Origin of the sequence: Bacillus sp. FSL K6-0138 (assembly GCF_037982765.1) — a bacterium.
GTDB classification, from domain to species: Bacteria; Bacillota; Bacilli; order Bacillales; family Bacillaceae; genus Bacillus; species Bacillus glycinifermentans.
In genome coordinates this window covers 37501-57349 of sequence record NZ_CP150286.1, presented here as the reverse complement: position 1 = coordinate 57349, position 19849 = coordinate 37501, and the positions used below count along the sequence as shown (strand labels likewise).

Here is a 19849-nt window from a genome sequence, read left to right as displayed (position 1 = left end):
AGACATTATAAAGGTGCTTCTTTAGCCTATGTATTTCGAGGTCAAGTGGTGAACAGATGGCAAGCTGCCACATGCCCATGAAAAAAAGCCTTTCTTTTACAGAAAGGCTCAGACCGTTGACAAAACAGGTCGGATTTTAAAAATCCGACCTGTTTTTGTCCATTTTATTCTATTATTTCGATCAGAAGGCTGGCGATTAGGACCCTTCCAGGTCCAATTCGCCAGCTTTTTCAGATTCATGGCAGCGAAAACAAGCATCGCCTGCATGGACAATTTTTTCTTTCCCCGTAGGGTTGTCCAGCGCAGGCCATGCTTATGTTTTAAATCGGCAAAAACTCGCTCGATCGTCTCTTTACGTTTGGCATAGATTTGTTTATTCTCTTCCGTATGCCGAAGATGATCAGCTTCGTCTAAATGATCCTGCCAGATATGTCTGTGAATCATCTTTCGATGATCTCTACTTTCTGTACATGTATGTAGTAATGGACATTGTTTACATCGTTTTGGATCTGAAGCATACTCTCGATAACCTTGCCGATTGGTTGTGCGATAGGAGAGAATATGGTCTTGCGGGCAGATATAGACATCATAAAATTCATCGTAAACATACTCGTGTTTTCTCATGAATCCTTTTTTGGTTTGCGGACGCGTGTAAGGCATAACAGGGCGAACGTTTTCTTCATGAAGAAATTTTGCGATAACCGGTGTTTTGTATCCGGCATCAACTGCGACCGTATGAGGCTTGGCAACGCGCTCTTTTACTTGTTGAAACAGCGACGCGAACACTTGGCTGTCATGGATATTGGCAGGCTCAACAACCGTTCCCAGCACAAATCCGTTCCGATCACAAGCTGTATGAAATCCATAGGCAAAAAGACGTTCTCGTTCGCCTTTGACAAAATATCCGCTCTCAGGATCAGTTGTACTTTCCTTTACTTCTCGTTCCTCTAAGCATCGCCTGGGCTTTAAGGGCTTTTTTCCGTTCGCTTCGCGATCGGCATTAATTTCTTGATCTAGCTGCTCCTGATAAGCTCTTGTTTCTTTTCTTACGATCTTTTTCACAAACTTTTTCTTATTGGCATTCGCTTTGACATGTGTGCTGTCGATGAAGGCGACCGAAGGATCGACGAGGCCGAGATCCATGGCTTGACGTAAAATCTTATAGAAGATTGTTTCAAATAGGTCTGTGTCATGAAAGCGACGTTCATAGTTTTTACTGAAGGTTGAAAAATGAGGGATTTTTTCAGAGAATCCATATCCAATAAACCAGCGATAGGCTACATCAGTTTCGATTCGCTTAATGGTTTCGCGCATGGAGCGATGACCAAACACGTATTGAATGAGCACCATTTTAATCAGTACAACAGGATCAATACTTGGACGCCCTTTTGAAGAATAAAGAGGGGCAACTTTTTCATAAATAAATGAAAAATCAATGGCTTCTTCCATCTTCCTGACCAAATGGTCTTCAGGTACAAGCTCACTTAAGGCAAAGACTTCAAGCTGTTCACGCTGATCTTTAGAGTGTTTGGTCAACATGGTAAAACCTCCAAAAATTAGATTCCACACACATTTTAACAAAAAAAGCTTGTCGATCAAGCCACTTTTTTTGTGACTTTGTCGACAAGCTGAGCCTTTCTTTTACAGAAAGGCTTTAGACAAGCGGTCGGAAAGCACGGCAAATTCCTCAATACTAAGCGATTCTCCGCGCCTCTTCCCGTCAATCTGCGAATCCTGCAGCGCTTTTTCAATGTCCGCTTTCTTCTCCTTGCCGTTCGGCAAGTTATTGACGAGATTGTTTAAAAGCGTTTTGCGGCGCTGGGCAAAGCTCGCCCTGACGACCTGAAAGAAAAACGACTCATCCTTGACCGCTACAGCCGGAGCTTCTCTCAGCGTCAGCTTGATGACGGCGGAATCCACATTCGGCTGGGGAACGAAAACCGTCTTCGGTACTCCCATGACCGTTTTCGGCTCAGTATAAAATTGAACCGCGATGGAAAGCGAGCCGTATTCTTTTGATGAAGGCTTTGCAGCCATCCGGTCTGCCACCTCTTTTTGAAGCATGACAACGATGCCTTTAAGCGGCAGATTTTCTTCCAAAAGCTTCATAATAATAGGGGTCGTCACATAATACGGCAAATTGGCGACAACCATCACTTCATCACAGTCCTGAAACTGCTCGTCCATCACGGCTTTAACATCGGCTTTAAGGACGTCCTGATGGATCACAGTCACATTGTCATAAGGCGCCAACGTATCCTTTAAAATGGGCAGAAGCCTTTGGTCAATTTCAAAAGCCGCCACTTTCTTCGCGCGCTTTGCCAATTGCTCGGTCAAAGCTCCGATTCCCGGACCGATTTCAATCACGCCCGTACGCTCCGTCACTCCGGCGTGGTCGACGATTCTGTCCAGGATATTCGTATCAATTAAAAAATTCTGTCCCAAGCTTTTTTTAAAAGAAAATCCGTATTTATCGAGTATTTCTTTTGTCCTTTTGGGGGTGGCGATGTCTTTATTCATTCTTTTCCTCCCGCAGCACAGCATCCAGAGCGCTTAAATAATCGCTTTTTTTAATTTGAAACATCTGCAGACGCTTTTGAAGCTGCTTTCCGTTTGTATATCCAATATTTAAAATCTCACCGAGCCGCTCCCGTCTTTTTTTGGCAAGAGGGCCGCCGATCAAACCGGCTTCGATTAAATCGCGGGCTTCGATTTCCGGCTCAGTCGGTTCCATTTCCTCCTGAACGGTCTTCAGGCAGGCTCTGATGCTTTCAACCGATGCATGCTCAACGCCGATTCCCCGCTTGTTTTTAGGCTTTGCCAAATCTTTCGGCAAAAATGCATGCTTACATCCGGGCACTTTTTCAGCGATCGTTTTTCTGATTTTTTCACCCGGAAAATCGGGATCCGTTAAAATAATAACGCCCCGCGTTTTTTGAGCGAGCTGAATTCGTTTTATCACATCTTCCCCGATGGCGGAACCGTTCGTTTCAATTGTGTCCGCATCAACAGCGGACTTGACCTTTGCTGTATCGTCACGTCCTTCGACAACGATGATTTCCTTAATCTTCATTTCTTCCTCCGCAAGTTGAAAAACATTTTTAAAAAAACTGAAACCTTTTTGTAATAAAACCGTCTAATTGATTAGAAAACAAGATGGATCTATTATAACCAAAAAAACAGAGGGCGCAAAATCCCTCTGCTTACAAACAGAATAATAAATATATATTTAGTTCAGAACCTTAATTTTAACTTTTTTGCTTCCCCACCGGTAAGCTGCAGACTTGTTCGGAAAGAACACGTCGATTTTGCGGCCTTTGATTGCCGAACCTGTATCGGCAGCAATCGCATAGCCGTATCCTTCCACATGGACTTTAGTGCCCAATGGAATAAAGCGCGGATCCACCGCAATGACCTTGGAGCCCGGATTGTTCTTTAAATTGACACCCGTTGCCGTGTGTCCCGAGCAGCCGCTGCAGCTTGCTGTATACGCTGTTGAAGACACGTAGAACTCTTTTCCAGAGGCTTCATTGCCGCGCGATACATTTGCGCTCACTTGCGCTACGGTTTTTTTCTTCGTGCCGACGGCGATGATTTTGGCTTTGCTTTCTTTTGCTGTTTCCTCTTTAATCAATTCCCTGGAAACTTCTTTGCCGTTTTTCTTCACAACGGCATAGTGCTTTTTAAGCTTGCCGTGTTTGCCTTGCTGAACCACCTTTTCCGTGCCTTTTTCCAAAGATGCATCCTCTTTCTTCCGCACGTCAAAAGGAATGTCCTCTTCCACTACATCGGTGACCTTTTTGATACGAGTAATGTGAATATCCGCCTGATCCTTCGTCAGCTTTTCATCCAGCGCAGGCTTGACTTCATCCTCGCCCTTTATGCTGATCTTATGATGTCTTAAAAAGTCAGCGACAGTAGTCGAAGTTGTCCATATGTCTTTATTTTTGCCGGCATCCTTTACAGTCACTTTAAAAGCTCTTTGCAAAGTCAGCTTCATGTCTTTTTTTATCTCTTTATCAACTGAGGGATCAATTTGATCATGTTCCGCCAACTCTAGATTTAACTCTTTAAGAAGTTTGCCGACTGTTCCCGCTGTCGTCCACACTTGCTTTTCCTCACCGTCCATCGTCAAAAGGACCGGTTTGGCAGCAACGTATTCAACATTCATGTTGCTCGTGATTTTTGTATCTTCAGCGGGAGAGATGTGATCTTCTTTCCTCGTTTCGATGTTTAAGCTTTTCATCAGCTCACCTACCGTTTTCGCATGCGTCCGTACGCTCTGCTTTTTCCCGTTAATTGAAATCGAGACCGGCTGTTTTGTGAGCTCATTTGCTCCGTAAGCGGTTCCTGTGCCTGCCACCAGCAGTCCGGCAGCAATCAGAACCCCTCTGCTTCTGCTAAGCTTTACGGAAAACAGCTTTTTCATTTTTTGTATGATGAAAAACGCCTCCTTCTCCTCGGGGAGATTATATAGAGTATCTACAAGCCTGTCAACCCTCCTCCCTTTTTAACCGCAAGCCGCCATTACTTTTATTATGGGAAAACAACCTCATAAAAGAAAGAAAGACTTGTCGACAAAGATATCCTATGAGTGTAAACAGACATGTAGAACTTCTAAGAATCAACTCCCGAAAAGACAAGCTTGCGCAAAGATTGACATCAAATGCTGTCAGCTGATGCCGAAAAGTTTTTTTGCATTTTCGGTGGTAATGGCAGCCACTTCTTCATACGTCATTCCTTTTAACTCTGCGATCTGTTCCGCGACCAGTTTTACGTAGCTTGGTTCATTCCGCTTTCCTCTGAAAGGATGCGGCGTCAGATACGGGCAATCCGTCTCGATCAGAAGTCGGTCATTTGGTACTTGCTTGACGACTTCTTTCGGTTTTTTTGCATTTTTAAATGTGACCGGACCGCCGAAAGATAGGTAGAAATTCATATTGATGCATTCTTTCGCCACCTCGGCGCTGCCTGTAAAGCAATGCATGATTCCGCCGACTTCCTCGGCCCCTTCTTCCCGCAAAATCGTGACGACGTCCTCAGTCGCATCCCGGTTGTGGATCACAATCGGAAGGCCAACTTCCTTTGCCAAAGCAATTTGCTTGCGGAACACTTCTTTTTGAACGTCTTTCGGCGACTTATCCCAGTGGTAATCGAGGCCCATTTCGCCAATTGCCACGACTTTCTCATGGGAAGAAAGCTCTTTAATCCATGCAAGGTCCTCATCTGTCATGTCGATTGCATCAACCGGATGCCATCCGATTGCCGCGTAAATAAAGTCATATGTCTCAATCAGTTCCATGGCCCGCTTGATCGTTGGCCGGTCAAAGCCTACAACGACGATATTCTCGACCTTTTCTTCCTTTGCCCGGTCGATGACATCTTCCAAATCCTCGTTAAACTGCTCTGCGTTTAAATGTGCGTGTGTATCAAATAACATAAAACATGCCACCCTTTTCGTATGTATTGTCGATAAAAACAAAAGGTGTTCGACGAAATGTTACACGTGAAACACCTTTTGTCAGATTTTATTTGATTCGCGTACCGTTTGCTAAAGAGCTGTCTACAGTTGCAAGCGACAGAACGCCGTTGTCCTCACCGGCTAAAATCATCCCCTGAGACAATTCTCCTCTTAGTTTTACCGGTTTTAAGTTTGTTACACAAATGACTTTTCGTCCGACTAATTCTTCAGGCCTGTAATGCTTGGCAATCCCAGATACGACCTGGCGTTTTTCAAAGCCCAGATCAAGCTGCAATTTTAACAGACGATCGGCTTTTTTAACAGGCTCCGCCTGAAGGACTTCAGCTACCCTGAGCTCTGTGCTCATAAAGTCGTCAAATGTGATTTCCGGGAGCCGTTCCGGTGCTGCTTCTTCTGTTTTCGGTTCTTCTTTTGGAGCCGTTCCCTGCATTTTTGATTTGATATATGCAACCTCTTCTTCGGCTTCCAGCCGCGGGAACAACGGTTCTCCTTTTTGAACCTTCACCGATTTCAACTGTCCGAAGCTTGTGATGCTCTCCCACGTTTTTAATGACGGATCTGCCACGCCGAGCTGTGCAAAGATTTTTTCAGGCGTTTGCGTTAAGAACGGCTGCAGCATGACCGCCGTGATTCGCAGAGATTCAGCCAGATGATACATCACGGATCTTAGTTCGCCTTCTTTTTCTTTATCTTTGGCAAGAATCCAAGGTGCGGTTTCATCGATATATTTATTCGTTCTGCTGACAAGCTGCCACAGGGAAGAAAGCGCCACGGAAAATTCCATGTTTTCTATCGCCTGTTCATAAGATTTGATCGTTTCTCCTGCAAACGATGACAGAGATTCGTCATACTCCGTTACCGGACCTTGATATGATGCAATCTCACCGTCAAAATATTTGTTGATCATAGCGACCGTTCTGTTCAAAAGGTTTCCTAAATCATTCGCCAAATCATAATTAATCCGCTCAACGAACCCTTCAGGGGTGAAGACGCCGTCAGAGCCGAACGGCACTTCGCGAAGCAGGTAGTAGCGCAGCGCGTCAAGTCCGTATCTGTCGATTAATGTAACGGGATCTACAACGTTCCCTTTTGATTTGGACATTTTTCCGTCTTTCATCAATAGCCATCCGTGGGCAAAAACCTTTTTAGGTAAAGGAAGGTCCAATGCCATCAGCATGATCGGCCAGTAGATCGTATGAAAGCGGACGATTTCCTTCCCGACAAGGTGAACATCGGCAGGCCAGTACTTTTTGTAAAGTTCATCGTTCTCCGTGCCAAAGCCGAGGGCCGTTATATAGTTAAAGAGGGCGTCTATCCATACATAAACGACGTGTTTTGGATTGCCCGGCACCTTGATGCCCCAGTCAAACGTCGTCCGGGATACGGCCAAATCTTCAAGGCCCGGCTTGATAAAGTTGTTGATCATCTCGTTTTTACGGGATTCAGGCTGAATAAATTCAGGATTTTCTTCATAAAAAGCGAGCAGGCGGTCAGCATATTTTCCCATGCGGAAGAAATAGGATTCCTCTTTAATCAGCTCAACAGGATGCCCGCTGTCAGGACTTTTTCCTCCGATGATTTCCCCTTTTTCATTTCGTTCAACGTCGACGAGCTGAGTCTCCGTGTAGAATGTTTCATCAGGGATGCTGTACCAGCCCTCATATTCATCAAGATAAATATCCCCGTTGTCGAGCAGCTTTTGAAAAACCTTTTCGATGACGACCTTATGGCGTTCTTGTGTCGTCCGAATGAAATCGTCGTTGGAAATATCGAGCTTTTTCCAAAGCTTCTGAATATCTTCTGCCGCACGATCCACCAATTCCTGAGGTGCAATGTTTGCCTCTTCAGCCTTTTGCTGGATTTTTTGGCCATGCTCATCCGTTCCGGTTAAGTATCTGACATCGTAGCCTCTCAGCCTTTTATACCGGGCCATTGCATCCCCGGCAACTGTGGTGTAGGCGTGTCCAATATGTAATTTTCCACTTGGGTAGTAGATCGGTGTTGTAATGTAAAACGTATTTTTTTCTTGCGGCATGATGGAACCTCCCAATTAAAATGTCAAAAAACTCCCGCCCAAAGGACGAGAGCGGCAAGTGTCTTCATTCAATATATCGTTGATTACATATTCCCTCTTTATATGATACCATCTTAGCCTTTAAGTTCAAGAAAATATACATATCGAAAAACAAGGAATATGGTCGATTACACATTATTTTTTTGAGTATCCTATTCAACTTCGACAAAAAAATACTTTCATTGTCGAATAATGTCGTATATAATCGATATGAAGAAAAACCTTAGTTCGAAAGTCTTGATTTAAGGGCATATTTTAGGATTATCGATTGGTTTTATCATCTTCAAATCCCTTGTTTCATCAGTTCTCTCAAGGTCTTTTGACTATAAGATCTAATTTTTACAAACTATAGAAAAGAAAATGATTGACGTTTATTGGAAACCTTGTTATGCTAGGACTGTAAGGATTTTGTCGAATAATGACGAAGATTATAACACTTATTAAAATAAGAATCTTTCGGGAGGAGAATGAATATGAAATCTACAGGTATTGTACGTAAAGTTGACGAACTAGGACGCGTGGTGATTCCGATTGAACTTCGCCGTACGCTTGGAATCGCAGAAAAAGACGCTCTTGAAATCTATGTTGATGACGAAAAAATCATCTTGAAAAAATATAAACCAAACATGACTTGCCAAGTAACTGGCGAAGTTTCTGATGACAACCTTAAACTTGCCGGCGGTAAACTGGTTCTTAGCCCAGAAGGCGCTGAGCAAATCATCAATGAAATTCAAGCACAGCTTCAATCTCTAAAAAATTAATTTGATTATAAAAAAACCGCTCTTGCCAAAGCAAGAGCGGTTTTTTTCAATTTTGGATATGATATGCGTCATAGATTTTTCGTTTTGGAACGTTTCGGTCAACAGCAGCTTTTTTGATGGCTTCCTTGGAATGAAACCCTTTGCTGATATAATGTTCGACATGTTCTTTTGCCGAGAGATTTTCCCACCAGGCCGCTTCTTCGGCAACAGTTTCACCGCACCCTTCAACGACAAGGCAAAACTCTCCGCGCACTTGTTCTTCCCCGGCCCATGTCAGCACTTCCTCTATCGTTCCTCTTATAAATTCTTCAAATTTTTTGGTCAGCTCTCTCGTCACCGCGATCCGGCGGTTTCCGAATACCTCGTAAATCGCCGACAGCGTTTCCTTCAACCGATGGGGCGATTCATAGAAAATCACGGTTTCCTGTCTGTTTTTTAATCCGTCAAGCTGTTTTTTTCTCTCTTTTTTGTTCCGGTCCAAAAACCCGAAGAAAAAAAAGGGCTGAGGGGGAAGACCGGAAGCGATCAGAGCGGTTAACGCTGCATTCGCACCGGGCAAAGGCACGACATATCCGCCGATATCGATAAAGTCGCGGACGATTTCAGCACCGGGATCAGATATAGTCGGCATTCCGGCGTCGCTGACAAGCGCGACGTCTTTTCCTTCCTTCAGCCATTCCAAAATTTTATGTCCGCTGCTTTCTTTATTATGTTCATGGTAACTGACAAGTTGTGTTTCGATGTGATATACATGACACAATTTCTTCGTCTGCCGGGTATCCTCCGCAGCAATGATATCAGCCGTTTTCAATGTTTCAACGGCCCGAAACGTCATATCCTCTAAATTGCCGATCGGTGTAGGAACGAGGTATAACGTTCCCATTTGTGATCGTTGGTCAAAGCTCTGTTGACGATTGATGATGAACACCCGCCTTTCGCTTTTCTTCTATATAGCTTTCTTTGTTTTTTCTTGATAATTTTTTGAAATAATATTCCGCCTGCATGGCCTCTCTTTTTGTCGAAAAGCGTTCCGCATAGTGCAGCTTTACAGGGAGCCTTGCTCTTGTATATTTTGCGCCTTTTCCGTCATTATGGGTTTTCAGCCGCTTTTCAATATCGTTCGTATATCCCGCATACAAGCTGCCGTCCCGGCATGACAGCACATAAAAATAGTGGTTATTTGTCTCCATATAGTATCTTCCTTATCTCACTTGTATATTGATCGTGTTCATCATATACAAAAAGAGGCGGCAGAATCTTCAGATCAGGGCGGCCGTCTTTGATGCCCTCTACTAAAATCGTATTGGCTTCTTTCCCCTGCTTCGGATACACAAACTGCACACGCTTCGGCTCTATTTGATACGCCTTCATGAGTTCAAAAATCTCGAGCAGCCTTCCCGGTCTATGGACAAGAGCGAGCTTTCCGCCCTGCTTTAAAAGCTTGCTGCCGACACGGACAACATCTTCAAGCGTGCAATAAATTTCGTGCCTGGCAATCGCCAGGTGTTCATTAAGATTTTGTTCCGTTTTTTGCGGCGTCTTAAAGTAAGGGGGATTGCATGTGACAACATCGGCTCTATTGTGTCCGAGCACCTGCGGCATATTCTTCAAATCGTCTCTGATGAGATGGATCTGTTTTTGCAGATTATTGTATTCCACGCTTCTTACAGCCATGTCGTACAATCTGTCCTGAATTTCAACCCCGGTGATTTCCGCTTTTGAGCGTGTGCTGAGAAGCAGCGGAACAACTCCGTTTCCCGTGCAAAGGTCGATGATCTTTCCTTTTTGAATCGGAACATATGCAAACTTCGACAGGAGGACTGCATCTAAGGAAAACGCAAACACTGTCGGGCTTTGCACGATTTTCATATCCTCTGCCAGCAAATAATCGAGTCGCTCATCATCTTTTAATTCAATCATGTTTTTTCCCTTTCCGAAAAAAATCTAGTCTTGGCGCTTATTCCGTTAAAAGGGCTTCCGTTTTGATCCGGAAGCCCTTCCTTTATTTTTTATTTAAAAACGAGAGGCAGAAAAGGCAGTCTCCTTCTTTGCGGACGCTTCCGTAATGAATGTTGCAAATGTGGAAGCCTTCCTGATACAGGCGCGCCAAATTGTCATGGCCTTCACCAATATCAGCATGCCCCGTCTTCTCCGCTTTTAACTCCTTCCCGCCTGCCTTTGCCGTCTTCAGCCTTTGATCGGTTTCTTCCAGCCGCTTGCGCAAATGTTCGTTTTCAAGCTGCAAATGGTTGTTTTCTTCGATCATTTCCCCGATATGCTGCTTGAGGTCTCCCAGCTGACGGTACAGAGATCCTATTTGTTCTTCTAAACTTATGACTGTATCAAACAATTCTTTTTTATCCAAGGTTTCACACCTCGTTAATCTGTGGTTTGTGCAGATACGACACCTTCTTGCAGCAGCTCATCCCACGTATATTCCACAACTTTTTCGCAGTTTGTCAGTTCAACCTGAAGAATGCGTTCGAGAATATTCAGCCCGACGACTTTCGCCGGTCCGTTAGACGTGGCGATCACTTCCCCGATATCCGGAAGCTGCTCCTTCGCCGTTTCATATTCGTCATTTTCGTATTTCAAACAGCACATGAGCCGTCCGCATAGTCCGGAAATTTTCGTCGGATTAAGGGACAGGTTTTGATCTTTCGCCATTTTGATGGAAACCGGCTCAAAGTCTCCGAGAAAAGTCGAACAGCACAGCATTCTTCCGCACGGTCCGATGCCTCCGAGCATCTTTGCTTCATCCCTTACTCCGATTTGTCTGAGCTCGATCCTCGTTTTGAAAATGGAAGCCAGATCTTTTACGAGCTCCCGGAAATCGACTCTTCCGTCGGCCGTAAAGTAAAATATGACTTTATTCCGGTCAAATGTGAATTCGACATCGACCAATTTCATCTCAAGACCGTGCTCATTCACTTTTTTCTGGCAAACATCAAAGGCGGAAAGAGCGGCCTCTTGATTTTCCTCGACAATCAGGCGGTCGCGCTCATCGGCCACCCTGATGACCTTGCGCAAAGGCAGCACCACATCGTGCTCGTCTACCTTCTTATTCGCGATGACGACTTGCCCGTATTCAACACCGCGAACCGTTTCAACGATCACACAGTTGTCTTTATCTATCTTAAATCCATTCGGATCAAAATAATAAATTTTGCCCGCTTTTTTAAAGCGAACACCAATGACATTATACAAGCTTATCCCTCCTGCAGCATTAAAACCAAGTGCTCCATTAAACCTTGAGCATTAACATTGGAATAAAGCCGTTTTTTTGCTTCTAAAACAGCAAGAATCTGGTTTGTCACTCTTTGTTGCGTTGATTGCAGCGCGTGCTGTTTTAATGTTTGGAATAAGTCCTGAAATAGTATTTTATCTTCATGTCCTATCTGAATGGACAATATATCACGGTATATAAATAAAAGCATATCAAGACCCATTTCTTGGTGGTCTTTCTCCTTGAAAAAGGGCATCCACTGATCTTGAATATAGAAAAAAGCATGTCCTTTTCGCTGGTGTAAGACTTCATACAATTTTATCACTTTCGCTCTGGACTCTGCAAACTGATCATTTCGACTCAATTCGAGCGCTTCCGATAAATTGTTTGTCATATTCGACAAAAGGGCTGCAAGATGCGAGGAGACCTCTTGTTTGATCAGTTCCTTTTCAATCGATTCGGGCAGCAGCGATTGAAACGCCAGAACCTGACATCTCGATATAATCGTATCAAGCAATTTCTGCGGCTGTTCCGTTAAGAGCACCGCTATCGTATCATTGCTCGGCTCTTCCAAAAACTTCAGCAGGCTGTTTGCGGCGTTTGCCGTCATCTGATCAGCGTGCGAAATAATGTAGAGCTTTTTATGAGATTCCAGGCCTGTTTTTGAGAACTCTTCCTGAAGAGCCTGGATTTGTCCCTTTTTGATGGACAGGCCGTCCGGGTGAACGACGTGTACATCCGGGTGGTTGCCGGAGGCAATCCGCTGACAATTTCGGCACGATTCGCAAGGTTCCACGCCCTTTTCAAGGCAAAAAAAACTTTTCGCCAGCAGCATGGCCGCGTCTAATTTTCCGGTCCCTTTTCGCCCTTCAAACAAATAGGCGTGGGCAAGCCGGTTTCTTTCTATACTATTTTGCAAAAGCTTCATAACCCGCGGCTGAAGCTTTTGCATTTCTGTCCAGGTTGTAGCCATACGATCACTCTCTATGTGTAAAGGTTTATCAATAAACCCTTTATTTCCCCAATTCGTTCCAGCAGTTCAATGGAGGGCTTTTCTTGATCAAGCAGTTCCTCCGTCAGTTGAACGAGCTTTTCATCAAGCTCTTTGACAATGCTCAATGTCCTGCTGTTTCCATACAAGTCAAAACTCCTCGAATTCTCAACCGTCAGGCCGTTTTCAACGGCTTCTTTCACAAAGCGCTTGATTAAGCCTTTAAATCTCGCCAAATCTTTAAAATTTCTCGACTTTGCAAGGCGCTTCCCAAACGCCTCAATATCCGACAAAAGCACTGTCAGCTGTTCGAATCTGAGCTTGCCGGTTTGGATGTTTATCTTTTCCTTAAACGAAGCAGAAATGTTCTCTCCTCTGGCGGGAGGAGTCTGCTGTTTTTCTATCATCGTTCGCAGTTCTTGACTTATTTTCATATCCTCAGCCCTTAAAATTGATGGAATTGTTCAATCGGCAGCACAAACACGGTCGCTCCGCCCACTTCTACTTCAACGGGGTAAGGGACATATGAATCCGCGTTTCCGCCCATTGGTGATACAGGAGCGATCAGCTGATCCCGTTTACTTCCGTTTTCTTTAATCAGACTCAATGCTTTATCAACCCGAATATCTTCGACGCCCAACATAAAGGTTGTGTTTCCCGACTTCAGAAAGCCGCCGGTGGACGCAAGTTTTGTCACGCGAAAATTATGATCAGTCAAAGCCTTTAAAAGCCGATTGCTGTCTTGATCCTGAACAACCGCTATGATTAGTTTCATTTTAAAAGCCTCCTAAGGATATTCTTGTTACCATTATAACAATAGAATGGGAAGCAGGTCACAGTCGAATCGTTTTTAATGCTTCTTCAATGATTTCGTTTACGCTTTTTTGCACATGCTCAATAGACCGGCTCGCATCGACTGTTCTGAAGCGGCCGGGAAAACGGTTTATAACCTCCTGATAGCCTTTTTGAACGAGCGTATGAAAATGGAGTTGTTCAAGATCAAGACGGTTTTTCTCACGCGAATCATTTGCATTGATCCGTTTGATGCCTTCTTCCGGATCAATGGCAAAGTAGATGGTGATATGCGGCATCATGTTTCCGATTGCAAATTGATTAATGGATAGGACTGCATCAATTCCAAGCCCTCTTGCATAACCTTGATAAGCGAGGGAGCTGTCGATAAAGCGGTCGCATAAAACGATTTTCCCGTCTTCAAGAGCCGGCTTTACCTTTTCAACCAGGTGCTGCCTTCTCGCCGCTGCATATAAAAGCGCTTCTGTTTTCGGGTCCATGGCCGTGTTTTCCGGATGTAAAATGACCTCGCGGATTTGTTCTGCTATTTCAATGCCGCCCGGCTCCCTTGTTGCGAGAACGGAATGGCCGTTTTTCCTTAATTCTTCTGCTGCCCCTTGAAGTATGGTTGTTTTCCCTGCACCTTCAGGGCCTTCAAAGGTAATAAATAAACCGTTCATGATTTCTCCTCTTCTATATATACAGTTAGTTGTTTTTGTTTTAAGTGGCTGCTTCCTTGAATGTGTACGTGCAGATCGACAAGCCGGGACAACCGGCGGATACTCTCTTGCTTCACCCTTTCCCCTTCCATGATGAGAGGAATGCCCGGCGGATACGGAATTACCTGTTCTGCGCTTACCCGTCCTGCGGCCTCGCTGAAAGGCACTGACTCCGTTTTAAAAGATGACAGGGTGATTTTATCGTAAGGCAGGGTCGTGATTTTCTCCACGGGCTCTCCGATCTGAACCTGGCTGTGAATCCCTGGTGATCTGCTTTCTATTTCCTTTCCAATCCTCCTGATCGTCTCAGGATCCAAGCTTCTTTTTCCTTCCAGCGGCAGGATAAACAGTACCTGCCTTTCATCTGCCAGTTCAGGATGCACGCCATTTTGCTCAAAGATCTTCTTTAATTCGTAGCCTGAGTGGCCTTGCTTCGATCTGACGCACACTTTCAGCGGGTCTTGCTGAATGAGGGGATCGGCCGGTTCTGCGATCTCTACACCTGCTATATTCAAAAACTGCTCTTTCATAGCGGTGATCTCTTTCTCTGCACGTTCCATCCTGTTTGTTTTTAGCAGATGTTCTGCATAGGCCCTTGCCAAATCCAACGACGCCATAATCGGATAAGACGGGCTGCTGCTTTGCAGCACGGTTAAATAGTGCACAAGCCGATCCCTGTCGATTCTCCGGCTGTTAAGATGCAAAAAAGACCCCATTGTCATGGCCGGCAGCGTTTTATGAGCAGACTGAACGACGGCATCGGCTCCTGCCTCCAGAGCTGACTGCGGAAAAGGACGTCCCAGCACAAAATGAGCGCCGTGTGCTTCATCGACCAAAACAGGCATGTGGTGTTTATGGGCTTCTTCGACGATCGGCTTTAAATCGGCGGCATGACCGTAGTAATTAGGATATGTCAGCATGATGCCCTTTGCCGTCGGATATTTTGAAACAGCCTCTTTCACTGTTTGCTGCAAAACGCGTGTCGGAACAGCCATCTCATCATCAATTTCAGGCGTTAAGAATACCGGACGTGCTCCGGCGAGTTCGACCGCATGAAAAACCGATTTATGGCAGTTGCGCTGAACGAGCAAAAGGTCGCCCGGCCGGCAAACCGAAAGAATCATCGCCAGGTTCCCGACAGTCGATCCGTTCACGAGAAAAAAACTTTCTTTTGAACCGTAGAGCTCGGCTGTTAAATCTTGCGCCTCTTTAATAATGCCTGAAGGTTCATGCAAATCGTCAAGCCCTGTCAATTCTGTCAAATCTATTTGAAGGATGGAATTAAACAGTGACTTTCCTTCATCAAAAAAGACATCTCCATTGTGATGTCCCGGAACGTGAAAAGAATAAGGGTTTTCTTTGGCATGGTTTACCAATGCTGTGAATAGAGGTGTCTTCATATCATCCGATCCTTTAATATGACAACTGATTTCTGCCCTTATTATACCCTTCCGGATGAATAACTTAAAGAAGGACCTTATGGTAAATCTTTATCATCTTTTATGAAGGGGGGTGATTTCATGTTTACCAGCTTGGCCTCTAAGATCTTCTTCCATCATCCTGATTTCTTCTTCTGCATGAAGGCGTTTGGTGCGGCCTTCTTCTTGAATTTTAATGGTCTCTTCAAGTGTGGCGATTAAGTTTTCCTGGACTTTTTTCAACGTGTCGATGTCGACGTAACCGCGCTCGTTCTCTTTGGCGGTTTCAATTGTGCTGCCTTTCAGCATCTCCGCATTTTTTAACAGCAGCTCGTTTGTCGTTTTTGATATCTGATTTTGAGTCTCCGCAGCACGGCGCTGGCGCAGCAATATCAAAGCGATGGCCACTTGATTTTTCCAAAGCGGTATCACCGTCATAATCGAAGATTGGATCTTTTCAACGAGCACCCGGTTTGTATGTTGAATCAACCTGATCTGAGATGCGCTCTGCATTGTGATTTGTCTGCTTAACGTCAAATCATAGATCCGTTTATCCAGGCGGTCTGCAAATTGAATCATGTCGTTCACTTCTTGAGCAGCCATTTGATTTTGTACTGTTTCGTTTTTTTCTTTTAGCGCCGGAATGGTTATTGTATTTAACTCTTTCAATTTCAGCTGTCCAGCTGCAATATAAACATGCAGCGCTTCATAATATTCATTATTTTTTTCATACAGCTGTTCAAGCATCTGATTGTCCTTGATCAGCGCGTTTTTGGCATGCTCAAGCTTGACGCTGATTCTGTCAATTTGGGCTCCCGTTTTCTGATACCTTGATAATACTTCTTGAACCGGGCTGGGCATCCTTCCAAAGATACGCGAAAACAGACTTTTTTTTGCAGGCTTCAGCTCATCGGGACTGACCTGTTCAAGCTTTTTCATAAGGTCGTTCAAAATATTCCCGATTTCGCCGACGTCGTTTTTTTGAACGTGCTCAAGCATGGCATGCGAAAAATTCAACAGTCTGGATTGAGCCTGGTTTCCAAACCAATCAAGGCTTTGGTGATTCTTTGGATCAATCTGCTCTGACAGCTGCAATGCTTGACGGCGTTTTTCCTCAGGCAGCGAATCAACCTCTTTTTCTGCCTGTCCAAAGGATACGGGCAAACCGCCTTTCTTCTGCCATGGCGATTGATACTGGCTCATTCAGCTTTTCCCCTCCTGCTTTCTAATGAATGCTTGGCGACATCCAGCTCAAATTCCAAATCGTCGATATCCGGCTTAATCAAGTCGTAAAGGTCCTCTTCCAATTGCTTGGCAAGTTGGTCAATTGTCATGCGGGTTTCGCTTAAGGACACTTCAAGTTTTGCGCTTCGTTTTGGCTGCGAGGCTAAAAAAGCATATTTTTCGGTCAGTTCAACAATCGAATCAAGGCTTTGATAATAAAAACGTTCTACTTGATAAAAACGCTTCGGTTCTTGTTTTGTCAGCATATAAATTTTCCGGACAATCCGCAATATTTCCAGGTTTTCCTTGATGGTTTGAATGTTTTTGACTGCAAACAGGGACTTTCTCAATCTGGCGATTTTTAATTTCGCTTCCTGTAAATTTTGCTTGATGTATGCGTATTCCCGTCTTGTCAGCTGATGTTGTTTTAAAATTACATGTGTTTCATACCATTTGCCCCCAAGGTAAATCACGGCCCAACCCGCACAAGCATAAAGAGAAGACAGCAGAAACATCTGGTTAAAAGCAAAGAAGCTTGTCAGCCAAAGAAGCACAGACATCGTGCTTGCGATTAATACACGAAGCAAAAATTGAAGGATCTGTTTCATCACCATCTACTCCCCACGCATTTCTTGATTCCCGATAACACAAAGTTCCCGCAATTATAGAAAAAAGACACCTTCGTCCAGATGCCTAAAAAGTCAATGTGTCAAGTTTCGATAATACCATTATACATGGCCTTCATATGAACATAAAGTTTTCCGTTCAGCGGCAAAAAAAAAGACCTGGAAACGGTCTAAGAATACAATGGCGGCGTACGGAGACTTTTTAATTTTTTGACGTAATCAGAATATTGGGGATCTGAGGTTGATGTAGAAATAATCTTTTTTTCGCAATCCGCACATAGAAATTTTGTATAAAGGTGAATACCTTCGGCTTTTTTTTCCTCACAAATGATACACGTTTCCCCATGATCAGACTTGCTCATTCATTCCACCTCCATGGGCTTCAGTATTCCCGAAAAACAACATTTGTATACAAAATTAAGAAAGTTTTTGAAGGTTAGATTAGTATATGTAAGCGGCAGACTTTAGGTGTCTGTATCACAATATCGACATCTGTGCCGCCTTGGACGGATAACCTGTGTTATGGTTGCCGGTTGTCATAAGAACTCCCAATCTATGAAATCAATTTGATTGGTGTAGCATATATACAAAAAAGGCCAGCTTTACTAAGCTGGCCTTTCGGGTTGCTTGGCGGCGTCCTACTCTCACAGGGGGAAACCCCCAACTACCATCGGCGCTGAAGAGCTTAACTTCCGTGTTCGGCATGGGAACGGGTGTGACCTCTTCGCCATCGCCACCAAACTTATATTGAGAGGTGTTCTCTCAAAACTAGATAACGATATGACATTCAATTTGGTTAAGTCCTCGATCGATTAGTATCTGTCAGCTCCATGTGTCGCCACACTTCCACCTCAGACCTATCAACCTGATCATCTTTCAGGGATCTTACTTCCTTGCGGAATGGGAAATCTCATCTTGAGGGGGGCTTCATGCTTAGATGCTTTCAGCACTTATCCCGTCCGCACATAGCTACCCAGCGATGCCCTTGGCAGAACAACTGGTACACCAGCGGTGCGTCCATCCCGGTCCTCTCGTACTAAGGACAGCTCCTCTCAAATTTCCTGCGCCCGCGACGGATAGGGACCGAACTGTCTCACGACGTTCTGAACCCAGCTCGCGTACCGCTTTAATGGGCGAACAGCCCAACCCTTGGGACCGACTACAGCCCCAGGATGCGATGAGCCGACATCGAGGTGCCAAACCTCCCCGTCGATGTGGACTCTTGGGGGAGATAAGCCTGTTATCCCCGGGGTAGCTTTTATCCGTTGAGCGATGGCCCTTCCATGCGGAACCACCGGATCACTAAGCCCGACTTTCGTCCCTGCTCGACTTGTAGGTCTCGCAGTCAAGCTCCCTTGTGCCTTTACACTCTGCGAATGATTTCCAACCATTCTGAGGGAACCTTTGGGCGCCTCCGTTACCTTTTAGGAGGCGACCGCCCCAGTCAAACTGCCCACCTGACACTGTCTCCCTGCCCGATAAGGGCAGCGGGTTAGAAGGTCAATACAGCCAGGGTAGTATCCCACCGATGCCTCCACCGAAGCTGGCGCTCCGGTTTCCAAGGCTCCTACCTATCCTGTACAAGCTGTACCAACATTCAATATCAGGCTGCAGTAAAGCTCCACGGGGTCTTTCCGTCCTGTCGCGGGTAACCTGCATCTTCACAGGTACTATAATTTCACCGAGTCTCTCGTTGAGACAGTGCCCAGATCGTTGCGCCTTTCGTGCGGGTCGGAACTTACCCGACAAGGAATTTCGCTACCTTAGGACCGTTATAGTTACGGCCGCCGTTTACTGGGGCTTCAATTCGCACCTTCGCATAAGCTAAGCGCTCCTCTTAACCTTCCAGCACCGGGCAGGCGTCAGCCCCTATACTTCGCCTTACGGCTTCGCAGAGACCTGTGTTTTTGCTAAACAGTCGCCTGGGCCTATTCACTGCGGCTCTCTCGGGCTTGCACCCTAACAGAGCACCCCTTCTCCCGAAGTTACGGGGTCATTTTGCCGAGTTCCTTAACGAGAGTTCTCTCGATCACCTTAGGATTCTCTCCTCGCCTACCTGTGTCGGTTTGCGGTACGGGCACCTCTCACCTCGCTAGAGGCTTTTCTTGGCAGTGTGGAATCAGGAACTTCGCTACTATATTTCACTCGCCATCACAGCTCAGCCTTTGCGGGAAACGGATTTGCCTATTTCCCAGCCTAACTGCTTGGACGCGGATATCCAATACCGCGCTTACCCTATCCTCCTGCGTCCCCCCATTGCTCAAACGGTGAGGAGGTGGTACAGGAATATCAACCTGTTATCCATCGCCTACGCCTTTCGGCCTCGGCTTAGGTCCCGACTAACCCTGAGCGGACGAGCCTTCCTCAGGAAACCTTAGGCATTCGGTGGAGGGGATTCTCACCCCTCTTTCGCTACTCATACCGGCATTCTCACTTCTAAGCGCTCCACGAGTCCTTCCGGTCTCGCTTCACAGCCCTTAGAACGCTCTCCTACCACTGTTCGCAAGAACAGTCCGCAGCTTCGGTGATACGTTTA

At 45.2% G+C, this 19849-nt stretch carries 20 protein-coding genes and 2 rRNA genes (1 of these 22 cut by a window edge); 1 reads left to right on the top strand and 21 read right to left on the bottom strand.

The annotated features are described in order from the left end of the window. Positions 1 to 108 precede the first annotated feature (108 nt). The 6 genes from MHB78_RS00300 to metG all read right to left on the bottom strand — a co-directional run bounded on the left by MHB78_RS00300 (position 109) and on the right by metG (position 7517). Positions 109 to 1539 carry an IS1182 family transposase gene (locus tag MHB78_RS00300; RefSeq protein WP_065894389.1) on the bottom strand — a complete coding sequence of 477 codons (1431 nt, stop codon included), beginning with the start codon at positions 1537 to 1539 and terminating at the stop codon, positions 109 to 111. Between the two features lie 102 nt (positions 1540 to 1641). After that, positions 1642 to 2520 (bottom strand): 16S rRNA (adenine(1518)-N(6)/adenine(1519)-N(6))-dimethyltransferase RsmA, encoded by an 879-nt coding sequence (gene rsmA / locus MHB78_RS00295; RefSeq protein WP_046131732.1) that lies wholly within the window; start codon positions 2518 to 2520, stop codon positions 1642 to 1644. Then, entirely contained in the window at positions 2513 to 3073 is a 561-nt protein-coding gene (gene rnmV, locus MHB78_RS00290; RefSeq protein WP_046131733.1) for a ribonuclease M5, read from the bottom strand. The genes rsmA and rnmV overlap by 8 nt, the downstream gene beginning before the upstream one ends. A 156-nt stretch (positions 3074 to 3229) precedes the next feature. Continuing rightward, complete coding sequence (locus tag MHB78_RS00285; RefSeq protein ID WP_046131734.1) at positions 3230 to 4429, bottom strand: G5 and 3D domain-containing protein; 1200 nt, start codon at positions 4427 to 4429, stop codon at positions 3230 to 3232. Positions 4430 to 4672: 243 nt separating this feature from the next. Continuing rightward, on the bottom strand, positions 4673 to 5440 hold the full coding sequence (locus MHB78_RS00280) for a TatD family hydrolase (protein WP_046131735.1): 768 nt from the start codon (positions 5438 to 5440) through the stop codon (positions 4673 to 4675). 88 nt (positions 5441 to 5528) lie between these two features. Continuing rightward, positions 5529 to 7517 (bottom strand): methionine--tRNA ligase, encoded by a 1989-nt coding sequence (gene metG / locus MHB78_RS00275; RefSeq protein WP_046131736.1) that lies wholly within the window; start codon positions 7515 to 7517, stop codon positions 5529 to 5531. A 506-nt stretch (positions 7518 to 8023) separates the two neighbouring features. Between metG and abrB the strand changes: the two genes are divergently transcribed. Next, positions 8024 to 8317 (top strand): transition state genes transcriptional regulator AbrB, encoded by a 294-nt coding sequence (abrB, locus tag MHB78_RS00270; protein ID WP_087962552.1) that lies wholly within the window; start codon positions 8024 to 8026, stop codon positions 8315 to 8317. Positions 8318 to 8363: 46 nt separating this feature from the next. On the opposite strand, the gene rsmI is transcribed toward abrB, so the two are convergent. The 15 genes from rsmI to MHB78_RS00195 all read right to left on the bottom strand — a co-directional run. Further along, a complete protein-coding gene (rsmI, locus tag MHB78_RS00265; RefSeq protein WP_046131748.1) occupies positions 8364 to 9239 on the bottom strand; it encodes a 16S rRNA (cytidine(1402)-2'-O)-methyltransferase in 876 nt (291 codons plus the stop codon). Beyond that, on the bottom strand, positions 9214 to 9507 hold the full coding sequence (locus MHB78_RS00260; RefSeq protein WP_046131737.1) for a GIY-YIG nuclease family protein: 294 nt from the start codon (positions 9505 to 9507) through the stop codon (positions 9214 to 9216). The genes rsmI and MHB78_RS00260 overlap by 26 nt, the downstream gene beginning before the upstream one ends. Next, on the bottom strand, positions 9494 to 10237 hold the full coding sequence (locus tag MHB78_RS00255) for a tRNA1(Val) (adenine(37)-N6)-methyltransferase (RefSeq protein WP_046131738.1): 744 nt from the start codon (positions 10235 to 10237) through the stop codon (positions 9494 to 9496). The genes MHB78_RS00260 and MHB78_RS00255 overlap by 14 nt, the downstream gene beginning before the upstream one ends. An 82-nt stretch (positions 10238 to 10319) precedes the next feature. Continuing rightward, on the bottom strand, positions 10320 to 10682 hold the full coding sequence (gene yabA, locus MHB78_RS00250; RefSeq protein WP_046131739.1) for a DNA replication initiation control protein YabA: 363 nt from the start codon (positions 10680 to 10682) through the stop codon (positions 10320 to 10322). Positions 10683 to 10696: 14 nt separating this feature from the next. After that, a complete protein-coding gene (locus MHB78_RS00245; RefSeq protein WP_046131740.1) occupies positions 10697 to 11524 on the bottom strand; it encodes a stage 0 sporulation family protein in 828 nt (275 codons plus the stop codon). A gap of 2 nt (positions 11525 to 11526) precedes the next feature. Then, entirely contained in the window at positions 11527 to 12516 is a 990-nt protein-coding gene (gene holB / locus MHB78_RS00240; RefSeq protein WP_046131741.1) for a DNA polymerase III subunit delta', read from the bottom strand. 11 nt (positions 12517 to 12527) lie between these two features. Continuing rightward, positions 12528 to 12968 carry a YaaR family protein gene (locus MHB78_RS00235; protein ID WP_046131742.1) on the bottom strand — a complete coding sequence of 147 codons (441 nt, stop codon included), beginning with the start codon at positions 12966 to 12968 and terminating at the stop codon, positions 12528 to 12530. An 11-nt stretch (positions 12969 to 12979) separates the two neighbouring features. Then, positions 12980 to 13309 (bottom strand): cyclic-di-AMP receptor, encoded by a 330-nt coding sequence (locus tag MHB78_RS00230; RefSeq protein ID WP_046131743.1) that lies wholly within the window; start codon positions 13307 to 13309, stop codon positions 12980 to 12982. A gap of 58 nt (positions 13310 to 13367) precedes the next feature. After that, the gene (gene tmk / locus MHB78_RS00225; protein ID WP_046131744.1) at positions 13368 to 14006 is read right to left on the bottom strand and encodes a dTMP kinase; all 639 of its coding nucleotides are present in this window, start codon (positions 14004 to 14006) and stop codon (positions 13368 to 13370) included. Next, the gene (locus MHB78_RS00220) at positions 14003 to 15445 is read right to left on the bottom strand and encodes an aminotransferase class I/II-fold pyridoxal phosphate-dependent enzyme (RefSeq protein WP_046131745.1); all 1443 of its coding nucleotides are present in this window, start codon (positions 15443 to 15445) and stop codon (positions 14003 to 14005) included. The genes tmk and MHB78_RS00220 overlap by 4 nt, the downstream gene beginning before the upstream one ends. Positions 15446 to 15538: 93 nt before the next feature. Beyond that, positions 15539 to 16666 carry a toxic anion resistance protein gene (locus tag MHB78_RS00215; protein WP_082094134.1) on the bottom strand — a complete coding sequence of 376 codons (1128 nt, stop codon included), beginning with the start codon at positions 16664 to 16666 and terminating at the stop codon, positions 15539 to 15541. Further along, positions 16663 to 17295, bottom strand: coding sequence for a 5-bromo-4-chloroindolyl phosphate hydrolysis family protein (locus MHB78_RS00210; protein ID WP_046131746.1), 633 nt, complete (start codon positions 17293 to 17295; stop codon positions 16663 to 16665). Before MHB78_RS00210 ends, MHB78_RS00215 begins: the two co-directional genes overlap by 4 nt. 188 nt (positions 17296 to 17483) lie before the next feature. After that, a complete protein-coding gene (locus MHB78_RS00205) occupies positions 17484 to 17675 on the bottom strand; it encodes a sigma factor G inhibitor Gin (protein ID WP_046131747.1) in 192 nt (63 codons plus the stop codon). A 263-nt stretch (positions 17676 to 17938) separates the two neighbouring features. Then, positions 17939 to 18054, bottom strand: a 5S ribosomal RNA gene (gene rrf, locus MHB78_RS00200). A 51-nt stretch (positions 18055 to 18105) separates the two neighbouring features. Beyond that, a 23S ribosomal RNA gene (locus tag MHB78_RS00195) occupies positions 18106 to 19849 on the bottom strand (it continues 1187 nt past the right edge of the window).

Excerpts from the sequence above, each read along its gene's own strand:
- MHB78_RS00300 (WP_065894389.1), bottom strand. The coding sequence starts at position 1,539 with ATGTTGACCAAACACTCTAAAGATCAGCGTGAACAGCTTGAAGTCTTT.
- rsmA (WP_046131732.1), bottom strand. The coding sequence starts at position 2,520 with ATGAATAAAGACATCGCCACCCCCAAAAGGACAAAAGAAATACTCGAT.
- rnmV (WP_046131733.1), bottom strand. The coding sequence starts at position 3,073 with ATGAAGATTAAGGAAATCATCGTTGTCGAAGGACGTGACGATACAGCA.
- MHB78_RS00285 (WP_046131734.1), bottom strand. The coding sequence starts at position 4,429 with ATGAAAAAGCTGTTTTCCGTAAAGCTTAGCAGAAGCAGAGGGGTTCTG.
- MHB78_RS00280 (WP_046131735.1), bottom strand. The coding sequence starts at position 5,440 with ATGTTATTTGATACACACGCACATTTAAACGCAGAGCAGTTTAACGAG.
- metG (WP_046131736.1), bottom strand. The coding sequence starts at position 7,517 with ATGCCGCAAGAAAAAAATACGTTTTACATTACAACACCGATCTACTAC.
- abrB (WP_087962552.1), top strand. The coding sequence starts at position 8,024 with ATGAATATGAAATCTACAGGTATTGTACGTAAAGTTGACGAACTAGGA.
- MHB78_RS00260 (WP_046131737.1), bottom strand. The coding sequence starts at position 9,507 with ATGGAGACAAATAACCACTATTTTTATGTGCTGTCATGCCGGGACGGC.
- MHB78_RS00255 (WP_046131738.1), bottom strand. The coding sequence starts at position 10,237 with ATGATTGAATTAAAAGATGATGAGCGACTCGATTATTTGCTGGCAGAG.
- holB (WP_046131741.1), bottom strand. The coding sequence starts at position 12,516 with ATGGCTACAACCTGGACAGAAATGCAAAAGCTTCAGCCGCGGGTTATG.
- MHB78_RS00235 (WP_046131742.1), bottom strand. The coding sequence starts at position 12,968 with ATGAAAATAAGTCAAGAACTGCGAACGATGATAGAAAAACAGCAGACT.
- MHB78_RS00230 (WP_046131743.1), bottom strand. The coding sequence starts at position 13,309 with ATGAAACTAATCATAGCGGTTGTTCAGGATCAAGACAGCAATCGGCTT.
- tmk (WP_046131744.1), bottom strand. The coding sequence starts at position 14,006 with ATGAACGGTTTATTTATTACCTTTGAAGGCCCTGAAGGTGCAGGGAAA.
- MHB78_RS00220 (WP_046131745.1), bottom strand. The coding sequence starts at position 15,445 with ATGAAGACACCTCTATTCACAGCATTGGTAAACCATGCCAAAGAAAAC.
- MHB78_RS00215 (WP_082094134.1), bottom strand. The coding sequence starts at position 16,666 with ATGAGCCAGTATCAATCGCCATGGCAGAAGAAAGGCGGTTTGCCCGTA.
- MHB78_RS00210 (WP_046131746.1), bottom strand. The coding sequence starts at position 17,295 with ATGAAACAGATCCTTCAATTTTTGCTTCGTGTATTAATCGCAAGCACG.
- MHB78_RS00205 (WP_046131747.1), bottom strand. The coding sequence starts at position 17,675 with ATGAGCAAGTCTGATCATGGGGAAACGTGTATCATTTGTGAGGAAAAA.